The sequence below is a fragment of the Acidovorax sp. HMWF029 genome, assembly GCF_003060895.1.
Taxonomy (GTDB): Bacteria; Pseudomonadota; Gammaproteobacteria; order Burkholderiales; family Burkholderiaceae_C; genus Acidovorax.
On the sequence record NZ_QAIH01000073.1, the window covers coordinates 1 to 9,640 of the forward strand.

At 64.3% G+C, this 9,640-nt stretch carries 10 protein-coding genes and 1 riboswitch; of the genes, 3 read left to right on the forward strand and 7 right to left on the reverse strand.

Going from position 1 to position 9,640, the window contains the following annotated elements:
• The first annotated feature begins 46 nt into the window (after positions 1-46).
• A complete protein-coding gene (locus tag DBR12_RS04275) occupies positions 47-589 on the forward strand; it encodes a shikimate kinase (protein WP_108616112.1) in 543 nt (180 codons plus the stop codon).
• A 152-nt stretch (positions 590-741) separates the two neighbouring features.
• Here DBR12_RS04275 and DBR12_RS21940 read toward each other — a convergent pair whose 3' ends face one another.
• The 3 genes from DBR12_RS21940 to DBR12_RS04285 form a co-directional block, all read right to left on the reverse strand.
• Positions 742-1,104: a hypothetical protein gene (locus tag DBR12_RS21940; protein ID WP_146185468.1), complete on the reverse strand. Its 363-nt coding sequence runs from the start codon at positions 1,102-1,104 to the stop codon at positions 742-744.
• A 109-nt stretch (positions 1,105-1,213) separates the two neighbouring features.
• Positions 1,214-1,684 carry a penicillin-insensitive murein endopeptidase gene (locus DBR12_RS04280; RefSeq protein WP_108616113.1) on the reverse strand — a complete coding sequence of 157 codons (471 nt, stop codon included), beginning with the start codon at positions 1,682-1,684 and terminating at the stop codon, positions 1,214-1,216.
• Between the two features lie 157 nt (positions 1,685-1,841).
• Entirely contained in the window at positions 1,842-2,771 is a 930-nt protein-coding gene (locus DBR12_RS04285; protein ID WP_108616114.1) for a LysR family transcriptional regulator, read from the reverse strand.
• A 158-nt stretch (positions 2,772-2,929) separates the two neighbouring features.
• On the opposite strand from DBR12_RS04285, the gene DBR12_RS04290 reads away from it, so the two are divergent.
• Positions 2,930-3,331, forward strand: coding sequence for a RidA family protein (locus DBR12_RS04290; RefSeq protein ID WP_108616115.1), 402 nt, complete (start codon positions 2,930-2,932; stop codon positions 3,329-3,331).
• Positions 3,332-3,406: 75 nt separating this feature from the next.
• Here DBR12_RS04290 and metH read toward each other — a convergent pair whose 3' ends face one another.
• The 3 genes from metH to DBR12_RS04305 all read right to left on the reverse strand — a co-directional run bounded on the left by metH (position 3,407) and on the right by DBR12_RS04305 (position 7,602).
• A complete protein-coding gene (metH, locus tag DBR12_RS04295; protein ID WP_255575904.1) occupies positions 3,407-6,157 on the reverse strand; it encodes a methionine synthase in 2,751 nt (916 codons plus the stop codon).
• Between the two features lie 20 nt (positions 6,158-6,177).
• Positions 6,178-6,279: riboswitch (S-adenosyl-L-homocysteine riboswitch) on the reverse strand.
• Between the two features lie 18 nt (positions 6,280-6,297).
• The gene (locus DBR12_RS04300) at positions 6,298-7,059 is read right to left on the reverse strand and encodes a hypothetical protein (RefSeq protein WP_108616117.1); all 762 of its coding nucleotides are present in this window, start codon (positions 7,057-7,059) and stop codon (positions 6,298-6,300) included.
• A gap of 87 nt (positions 7,060-7,146) precedes the next feature.
• Positions 7,147-7,602 (reverse strand): PACE efflux transporter, encoded by a 456-nt coding sequence (locus DBR12_RS04305; protein ID WP_056057131.1) that lies wholly within the window; start codon positions 7,600-7,602, stop codon positions 7,147-7,149.
• A gap of 74 nt (positions 7,603-7,676) precedes the next feature.
• Between DBR12_RS04305 and DBR12_RS04310 the strand changes: the two genes are divergently transcribed.
• Entirely contained in the window at positions 7,677-8,618 is a 942-nt protein-coding gene (locus DBR12_RS04310) for a LysR family transcriptional regulator (protein ID WP_108616118.1), read from the forward strand.
• An 83-nt stretch (positions 8,619-8,701) separates the two neighbouring features.
• Here DBR12_RS04310 and DBR12_RS04315 read toward each other — a convergent pair whose 3' ends face one another.
• Positions 8,702-9,505 (reverse strand): MBL fold metallo-hydrolase, encoded by an 804-nt coding sequence (locus DBR12_RS04315; protein WP_108616119.1) that lies wholly within the window; start codon positions 9,503-9,505, stop codon positions 8,702-8,704.
• Positions 9,506-9,640 lie beyond the last annotated feature (135 nt).

A 9,640-nucleotide genomic window follows, 5' to 3' on the forward strand; every position in this document is an offset into this window, starting at 1 on the left:
CACCCGCAGTGCGCAAGCCCCTCCCCCAGACCTCTTTTTTGAACCTATGCAGATTCGCTGCGCACTGGTCGGCATGCCCGGCTCGGGCAAATCCACCGTCGGCCGGCAACTGGCCCACCGGGCGGGCGTGCCTTTCATCGACCTGGACCACCGGCTGGAACAGACCCTGGGCACCACCATCCGCAGCTTCTTCGAGGCCGAGGGCGAAGCGCGCTTTCGCGACATCGAATCCCAGGTGCTGGCCGACGTGGCCCAGCAGCCAGGCGGCATGGTCCTGTCCACGGGCGGTGGCGCGGTGCTGCGCCCCGAGAACCGCGAAGTGCTGCGCCAATTCGGCAACGTGCTGTACCTGCGCGCCTCGCCCGGAGAAATCTTCAAGCGCGTCAAACACGACAAGACCCGCCCCCTGCTGCAAGGCGGCAACCCCATGGACAAGCTGCGCGACCTCTACGCCCAGCGCGACCACCTGTACCGCGAAACCGCCCACTACGTGATCGAGACGGGACGGCCGTCGGTGCACACGCTGGTCAACATGGTGATGATGCAGCTGGAGATGGCGGAGAGTGCGGGTGGGGCGGACCCGGGCTAAGGCGAAAAATGCCTTGGTGCAACTCTGATCAAAGGGCTTAGGCGGTTTTGGAATGGGTCAGGCACGGACAACCCACCGCGGCCATGCATCCGCATGCGTCCTGCCGAGCGGAGAAAACGCCCCCTATTGAGCAGCAGGTCGTCTGGCCTCACTCAACAGATATTGCCGCCGATGCTTTTCCCGTCTTTCAGATCAAAGCCGAAATAGCAGCTGTAGTCGGATGGGGAATAGCGAATGCACTGAAGGCGGTCACGAACTCTTGCACGCGTTTTCGGGTCGGACCCACACTCACTCTTCACATCGGGCCCCATGCGGTCAAACAAGTCGCGTGCAGCTCTACCCTGCACATGGAATGACACTTTGGCGTCTTGGGCTGTGGGCGCTGCTGGATCGCCCAAACCTCCAGAGTAAATTGCCATTTGCGCATTGACTGGCTTGAATTCAAATGCCCAGTCTGCGGCTATCGCGCCTGCACACATAAGCAACACTCCGATAACCGCAACACCTTTTCTCATTCCTCAGCCCTTACTTGTTTATATAGGAACATGGATTATTTATCTTGGCCCGTGGCAGCACCTATTAATGAAATGCAACCAGTCGCCCGAAATCAATACTCGGGAATGATCAAATTCGCACTTCCACATGCAAATGGTCATCGTGTCCATTCATATAAGTAGCATTGGCAATTTTGGGATCATTGAATCCAACCTTTTTTACCATGCCAGTCTGCCAAATTAAATTTACTAACTTTTGCGTCGCGGCTTGGTCGTAGTCTTTGCTGGACCAGCGGACGGGCTGCTTCAGCCCATCATTGCGAATGGGACGAATATCGACCTCCAGACCGCTTCTGTGGCTAGCATGCGGTGGAAATTTTTTTCCTTCGGCCAAACTGATGTTACCAATGCCGATTTTTCGCTCTTCTGTGATGCTCCAGCCATGCTCAAGTTTGAAAATGAAATTCAGCATTTGCACATGGGCATATTGCCCTCTTCCACCTGAAGGAGTTCCATAGGTGTAATAGCCAGATTCTTCTGGCATTTGGGGCAGCATGAAAAATCCGCGTTTATCCTGAGGTACTGGTGAAAAATCAGTCATTTATACAATTCCCATTTTTTGAGCGATTGTATGAATCTGATCTTTAAATCAGATAACTGTTTCCAACTCTTACAGAGCACACTGCGGGCGCAGTAGTTTGTGACCAACAGGCAGTCCCTTCTGCTCCAAGAACCGCTGCAGCGGCCCAGGGCGCTTCCTATGGCACCTTGGAACTGCGCTGAGGCGGCGCATGCAGCGCCATCAACCCCGCCACCCATTCGATAAACACCCGCACCTTGGCGCTCACATGCCGCTGGGGTGGGTAGGCCACATACAGCGGCATGGGCGCCAGCGTCCAGTCCTGCAGCAGGGGCACCAGCTCGCCCGTGGCTACGTGGGGGCGGGCCATGTAGTCGGGCAGCCAGAGCACGCCCAGGCCCGCCAGGCCTGCAGCCAGGTAGGCGTTGCCGTCGTCCACCGCGCAAACATCGTGGCCTTGGGCGCGCACGTGTTCGGTGCCACGGCGCATCTCGAACGGCAGGGGCTGGCCGGTGCGCGCCCACAGAAAACCCACGGTGCGGTGGTGTGGGCCTTCCAGCGCCAACGGGTGCTCGGGCGTGCCCGCGCGCTGCAGGTAGCTGGGGGCGGCGTACACGCGCAATTGCAGGTCGCCCACATGGCGCGCGACCAGCGCAGGGTTGGTGAGGGCGCCGCCGCGCACCACGCAATCCACGTTGTCGCCCACCATGTCCACGGGGCGGTCGCTCACGCCCATGTGCAGGAGGATGTCGGGGTACTGCGCGTGGAACGCGGGCAGCGCCGGGATGAGGACCAGGCGCGCCAGGGGGCTGGGCACGTCCACCCGCAGGCGGCCCCGGGGTGCAGTGGCGGCGGTGGAGACACTGGCGTCGGCATCGTCCAGATCGGCCAGCAGGCGCACCACGCGCTCGTAGTAGGCGGCGCCGTCGGGGGTAACCTGCACGCGCCGGGTGGTGCGGTGCAGGAGCTTAGCGCGCAAGCGGGCTTCGAGCTGCTGCACCAGCTGGGTGACGGTGGTGCGGCTCATATTCTGGGTAAGGGCCGCTTTGGTGAAGCTGCCAGATTCCACAACGCGGGCGAAGGCCTGCAAGGCGTCAAAACGGTCCATGGCGTGTCGGTAGTTGAGGCATGTTGAAGCAGCAAAACGCCCGCCATTGTTTGGCGATCAGGAACAGTGGTGCGCAGATTAGCCTGTTTATCAGAACAACGCGCGCTTCTACAGTGCCTTGATCGCAATCATCTGCCCTGCAGAACGAAAGGATTTCCATGCCCCACCGTGATGTTGTCTTCCCCGCAGGCCGCCAGGCGCTGTACGAGCGCAACCGCTATTCGCCCGCCGTGCGCTCCAACGGTTTCTTGTTTGTCTCTGGCCAGGTGGGCAGCCGTGAAGACGGCTCGCCAGAGCCCGACCTGGCCGCGCAAGTGCGCCTGGCGTTCACCAACCTCAATGCCGTGCTGCAGGCGGCAGGCTGCACGTTTGATGACGTGGTGGACGTGACGATGTTTGTAGTCAACCCCGAGGCGAACTTCGAGACCGTCTGGGGCGTCGTGCCCGAATACTGGGGCGAGGCGCCCTACCCCACGCTGACGGGCATTGGGGTGGCCTGGCTGTACGGCTTTCAGTTCGAGATCAAGGTGATTGCGAAGCTGCCGAACAGCCGGGGCTGATGGCCCAGGAAATTTGAATCAAACAGGCTGCCACCGCGCGTTCATCAAGCGCTGGCAGCTATTAAATCAATAGCATCACAGGTTCGGCGCCAGCAGGCGTTCCAGCACCTTCTCGTCCATGCCCCGGCGCTGGGCCATGTCGTGCAGCTGGTCTTCGCCGATCTTGCCGACATTGAAGTACACCGCGTCAGGGTGGCCGATGTAGAAGCCGCTCACGCTGGCGGCGGGGGTCATGGCCAGGCTTTCGGTCAGGCCCATGCCGATTTCTTCGCACTGCAGCAGGCTGAAGAGGTCGGTCTTGGCGCTGTGGTCCGGGCAGGCGGGGTAGCCGGGCGCGGGGCGGATGCCCTGGTACTTCTCGGCAATCATGTCGTCATTGCTCAACTGCTCGCCCGCTGCGTAGCCCCACAGGTCGGTGCGCACGCGGTGGTGCAGGCATTCGGCAAAGGCTTCGGCCAGGCGGTCGGCCAGGCTCTTGAACATGATGGCCGAGTAGTCGTCCAGCGCGTCGATGAAGGCTTTTTCTTTTTTCTCGATGCCCAGACCGGCGGTGACGGCGAACAGGCCCGCGTAGTCAGCAATGCCGCTCTCTTTGGGCGCCACAAAGTCAGCCAGGCAGCGGCTGGGGCGCGTCACGCCGTCAATCGTGTGTTTTTCGGCCTGCTGGCGCAGGCCGTACCAGGTCATGGCGACCTCGGTGCGGGTGTCGTCGGTGTAGAACTCGATGTCGTCGCCCACGCTGTTGGCGGGCAGCAGCGCCATCACGCCGCTGGCGGTGAGCCAGCGGCCCTCGACGATTTTCTTGAGCATGGCTTGGCCATCGGCAAACACGCGCGTGGCTTCCACGCCCACGATTTCGTCGGTGAGGATGGCAGGGTACGGCCCGGCCAGGTCCCAGGTCTGGAAGAACGGCCCCCAGTCGATGTACTTGGCCAGCTCGGCCAGGTCGAAGTTTTTGAACACGCGGCGACCCAGTGCGCGGGGCACGGCGCTCTGGTAGGCAGACCAGTCGATTGGCGTCTTGTTGGCGCGGATCTTGGCCAGGGGCCACAGGGGCGTGGCCTTTTTGTTGGCGTGCTGGGTGCGGACTTTTTCGTAATCGGCGTTCAGTTCCTGAACGTAGCTGTCCACGCCATCGCCCAGCAGGCTTTGCGCCACGCTCACGCTGCGGGACGCATCGGGCACATAGACCACGGGGCCTTCGTAGTGCGGCGCGATCTTGACGGCGGTATGCACGCGGCTGGTGGTGGCGCCGCCAATGAGCAGCGGGATTTTTTTGATGCGGAAGTGGTCGTCCTTTTGCATCTCGCCCGCCACGTACTGCATTTCTTCAAGGCTGGGGGTGATGAGGCCTGACAGGCCCACGATGTCGGCACCCTCCACCTTGGCGCGCGCCAAAATCTCGTGGCAAGGCACCATCACGCCCATGTTCACCACTTCAAAGTTGTTGCACTGCAAGACCACGGTGACGATGTTCTTGCCGATGTCGTGCACGTCGCCCTTGACGGTGGCGATGACGATCTTGCCCTTGCTGCGCACGTCGCGCCCGGCCAGTTCGTCCTGGCGCTTTTCTTCTTCGATGTAGGGAATCAGGTGGGCCACGGCCTGCTTCATCACGCGCGCGCTTTTCACCACCTGGGGCAGGAACATCTTGCCCGCGCCGAACAGGTCGCCCACCACGTTCATGCCGTCCATGAGCGGGCCTTCGATCACGTGCAACGGGCGGCCGCCCTTGGCCAAAATCTCGCGGTAGGCCTCTTCGGTGTCTTCGGTGATGAAGTCGGTGATGCCGTGCACCAGCGCGTGACTTAGGCGCTCGCCCACCGTCTTGGGGTGTTCGGGCGTGCCGCGCCATTCGAGCCTCTTGCTCTCGTCCTTGGCGCCGCTCTTGGCGGTTTCAGCAATCTCGACCAGGCGCTCGCCCGCGTCAGGGCGGCGGTTGAGCACCACGTCTTCCACGCGCTCGCGCAGGGCGGGCTCCAGGTCGTCGTACACGCCCACCATGCCCGCGTTGACGATACCCATGTCCATGCCCGCCTGGATGGCGTGGTACAGGAACACGGTGTGGATGGCCTCGCGCACCGGGTCGTTGCCACGGAAGCTGAACGACACGTTGGACACGCCGCCGCTGACCTTGGCGCCCGGCAGGTTCTGCTTGATCCAGCGCGTGGCTTCGATGAAATCGACTGCGTAGTTGTTGTGTTCTTCAATGCCGGTGGCCACGGCGAAGATGTTGGGGTCGAAGATGATGTCTTCGGGCGGGAAGCCCACTTCATCGACCAGCACGCGGTAGGCGCGTTCGCAGATCTCGATCTTGCGGGCGTAGGTGTCGGCCTGGCCCACTTCGTCAAACGCCATCACCACGGCCGCAGCGCCGTAGCGCTTGACGAGGCGCGCCTCGTGCTTGAACTTCTCCACGCCCTCTTTCATGCTGATGGAGTTGACGATGCCCTTGCCCTGGATGCAGCGCAGCCCGGCCTCGATCACCTCCCACTTGGAGCTGTCCACCATGATGGGCACGCGGGCGATGTCGGGCTCGGAGGCGATGAGCTGCAGAAACCGCACCATGGCGGCCTTGCTGTCGAGCATGGCCTCGTCCATGTTGATGTCGATGACCTGCGCGCCGTTCTCCACCTGCTGGCGCGCCACGGCCAGGGCTTCTTCGTACTGGCCATTCAAGATCATGCGCGCGAACGCCTTGGAGCCGGTTACGTTGGTGCGCTCGCCGATGTTGACGAACAACGTGCCTTCGCCAATGGAGACGGGCTCCAGGCCGGACAGCTTCATGGGGGGCAGGGACGGGGCAGACGCGGACATAGGACTCACCTGTGCAGGGGCAGCAGAAAAACAGGTGAGCGTCGTTGCGGTGGGGCTTGAATAGCTTTTGGAGTGCCCAAGCCTGACGGCTTCACCATGGCGGTGGGGCCGCTGCAACGCTCCTTGGGCAAGCGAGGGATTTTACCGGTTCAGCGTACCGGCAGGAACTGCAGGAAGGTGCCGCCCACAATGCCCTGCACATAGCTGATGGCGGCGCGGCGGTACTTTTCGGTGGTGAAGGCGGCCAGCAGGTCCAGCCGCGCGATGATCTTGCCGAACTCGCGCTCGAAGCTCAGGTTGCGGCCCTGGGCGCCGATCTCGTCGGCCAGCAGCAGGGGCTGGCCCTGCGCGTTGCGGCGCTGGGCGAGCAGCCAGGCGGCGGTTTCGACATTGCGCGCGGCGTTGTAGAGGTGCTGGGCGTCCACGCCGTCGAGCAAGAAGAACTCGGTCTTGCCGCCATGGGCGGTGATGACCATGTCGGCCGTGGCATGGATGAAGGCCGCCACGCGGTCGCCTGCGAACTCGGGCGCCAGGGCCAGCGCCATGGCGGCGATGTCGCGGCGGCCCTGCAGCGGGGCCCAGGGCTGGCGCTGCAACACGGCGGCGCGCAGCTGCTCCAGCGCCTGCTCGCGGCTGGTGGCGGTGCCCTTGCGCCATTCGGCGGGGTTGCGGCGGTAGAGCTTGTCGGCCAGGCGCAGCAGGCCGTCCAGGTTCTCCTGCATGGCCAGGGTGGCCATGCGGTTGGCGTCGGACTGGGCCAGCTCGGTGGCCGTGGTGGGCGCGCCCTTCACCTCGCCACGCGGGGTGGGGGCGTTGCTGGCACAGCCTGCCAATACGCAGCAGGACACCGCCACGCCAGCCCACCGGCCCGGCAATCCCCGCAGCAGCAGCAATAAAAACGGCCCTCGCATGGGGCCGACTATGGGAGGCGGCTGACCCCCCTGCCCGCCGCCGAACGGCAGTTGACATTGTTTGAAGAAGCGCGCCCTGGGCTGTTGCTACGACGCCGCCATGGCCGATGCGGGCAGGCCGAACAGGTGGTCGAACACCCAGTTGAAGACAAAGGTGTAGCAAAGGAAGAACACGATGAGCCCCAGGTCCATCACGAACGCGTGCCACAGGCTCACGCCGAACCACCAGGCAAACAGCGGCACCAGCGTGAAGACCAGGCCACCCTCGAACCCGATGGCGTGCGCCACGCGCCGCGCCACGCTGCGCCCGCGCACGGGCTGGCGCGCCTCCCAGCGCTCGAACGCCCAGTTGAAGACGATGTTCCAGACGATGGCGATCACCGAGGCCGCCACCGCCACCACGCTCGAATGCCCCGCGCCCTGGCCCGTGAGCAGCGCCAGGCCTACCGTGGCGGCGCCAATGGCGATCAGCTCGTACAGGGTCACGTAGATCACGCGGCGCTTGACGCCTTGCAGGCCAAAAAGAGTGGGGGTCTTGTCCATGGCAGGCACTTTATATTCAACAATCTGACATATAAAGTCAGCTTGTTTCAGTTTTATTGATAGATCGAACGACCATGGCCTTCAACTCCGACAGCGTGCAGGTGTTTCTGACCGTGCTCGACCACGGCTCGTTTTCGGCCGCCGCGCGGGCGCTGTCGCGGGTGCCATCTGCCGTGAGCATGACGATTGCGCACCTGGAGGCCGAGCTGGACGTGCAACTGTTCGACCGCAGCGGGCGCGAGCCCCGGCCCACCGCAGCGGCGCGCGCGCTGGAGCCCCAGGCGCGGCTGCTGGCCGGGCAGCTGCAGCAGCTCAACGCCCAGGCGCTGGCCCTGACGCAGGGACTGGAGGAGCGCCTGACCCTCGCCATCGCCCCCGAGCTGCTGGCCGCGCGCTGGCGGGGCCCGCTGGCATCGCTCGCACACGAATACCCGCTGCTGCAGGTGGAGGTACTGGCCGCGCCGCAGGTGGATGCGCTGGCGCTGCTGCACAGTGGGCGCGCGCAGCTGGCGTTGGTGTTCGAGCGGCCCAGCATCGACGGGCGCGAGGGGTTTCAGGAGGTGGGCACGGAGACCCTGGTTGCCGTGATCGCACCCGAACACCCCGTGGTGGCCGAGGCCCGCGCCGCCGCCCAGGCACGCGGCGAGCCACCCGAGGGCGCCATGCTGCGCGAGGAGCACCTCACCACCACGCGCCAGATCGTGGTGGCCAGCCGCGACCTGGGGCAGACCGACCCGCGTTTTGTGTTTGCCCGCCACCACTGGCGCACCGACAACCACCTGGCCGCGCTGGGCCTGATCGAGGCCGGCCTGGGCTGGGGCTGGCAGCCGCGCGCGCTGGTGCAGCCGCGCATTGCGGCGGGCACGCTGGTGGAGATGCCGTTTGAAAACCTGAGCAACGGCACGGCGCTGTGGGTGGATGTGGTGTGGTCCAAGGAGCGGCCCCTGGGCCTGGGCGCGGCGCGGTTTGTGGCGCTGATGCGCGACAGCGCCGTGCCTCAGGGGGCGGCCCGGTGACGCATTCAGGGCCATAAACATGGGTCAAAAACGGCCTCTCCGCGCGTCCATATTGCCTTATTAGCTACTATTTATATAGCAAATTACGCCATCACCGCCTGGTACTCTCGGCACTCGCCGTCCTCCGGCACCCACAGGCGGCGGGCCCAGCCGCCATCCAGCGCCCGCTGGCGCACGGCGGCGCGGGTGGTGGGGCAATGGTCCAGCGCTTCCAGGTGGTTCACCACCAGCGCCCCGGGGGTCAATCGCGCGGCCTCGGCCATGTCGGCGGCGTCCATGAGGATTTCTGCCCCCAGGTCAAAACGCGCGCCACCAGCGGGCAGCACGGCCACAACGGGCTGCAGGTGCGCCAGGCAGTCGCGCACGGTGGGCGTGAGCATGGTGTCGCCCGCCAGATAGACGCTGGGCTCGCCCGGCAGCTCCAGCAGGTAGCCATGGCCATGCTCCATCAGCCGGCCCACCCAGCCGGTGCCGTGCACACAGGGGATGGGCGTGATGTAGCCACCCAGCACCAGCGGCTGGCGCCCCGGCCCCGCCAGGGGCAGCACTTGCAGACCCCGCTGCGCAAGGTAGGCCGCATCGCGCGGCATGCACAGAACGGGGATCTGCCGCTCGCGCAGAAAGCGCTTGCCCACGCGGTCCAGGTGGTCAAAGTGGCCACGCTGGCAGTGGGTAATGAGGGCGTGGGTCACGCGCTGCAGCAGCGCATCCGTGCCCCCGGGCAGCTCCACGATGGGGTTGCGCTGGCGCCCCGCCCCCAGGTAGCGCAGCGCAGGCAGGCTGCCCCGGGGCGCGAGCATGGGGTCCACCAGCAAGCCCACGGGGCGGCCCTCGGCGGAAGTGAATTCAAGCAACACGGTGGCGTTGCGCAACTGGGTGATGTGCATGGCGAGGCTCCTGAGCCGGTGGGAATGCCATGCATTGTTGAGATTCGCGGGTACGGCGAAAATGGCCAATTTGGACAACTTCTTTCCAATTTTCGCCACCCGCACGCTCCCCGCAGCCATGCCCCCATCCACCTC

What these genes read in the sequence shown, in the direction of transcription:
- DBR12_RS04275 (WP_108616112.1), top strand. Translation starts at nt 47, where the DNA reads ATGCAGATTCGCTGCGCACTGGTCGGCATGCCCGGCTCGGGCAAATCC.
- DBR12_RS21940 (WP_146185468.1), bottom strand. Translation starts at nt 1,104, where the DNA reads ATGAGAAAAGGTGTTGCGGTTATCGGAGTGTTGCTTATGTGTGCAGGC.
- DBR12_RS04280 (WP_108616113.1), bottom strand. Translation starts at nt 1,684, where the DNA reads ATGACTGATTTTTCACCAGTACCTCAGGATAAACGCGGATTTTTCATG.
- DBR12_RS04285 (WP_108616114.1), bottom strand. Translation starts at nt 2,771, where the DNA reads ATGGACCGTTTTGACGCCTTGCAGGCCTTCGCCCGCGTTGTGGAATCT.
- DBR12_RS04290 (WP_108616115.1), top strand. Translation starts at nt 2,930, where the DNA reads ATGCCCCACCGTGATGTTGTCTTCCCCGCAGGCCGCCAGGCGCTGTAC.
- DBR12_RS04300 (WP_108616117.1), bottom strand. Translation starts at nt 7,059, where the DNA reads ATGCGAGGGCCGTTTTTATTGCTGCTGCTGCGGGGATTGCCGGGCCGG.
- DBR12_RS04305 (WP_056057131.1), bottom strand. Translation starts at nt 7,602, where the DNA reads ATGGACAAGACCCCCACTCTTTTTGGCCTGCAAGGCGTCAAGCGCCGC.
- DBR12_RS04310 (WP_108616118.1), top strand. Translation starts at nt 7,677, where the DNA reads ATGGCCTTCAACTCCGACAGCGTGCAGGTGTTTCTGACCGTGCTCGAC.
- DBR12_RS04315 (WP_108616119.1), bottom strand. Translation starts at nt 9,505, where the DNA reads ATGCACATCACCCAGTTGCGCAACGCCACCGTGTTGCTTGAATTCACT.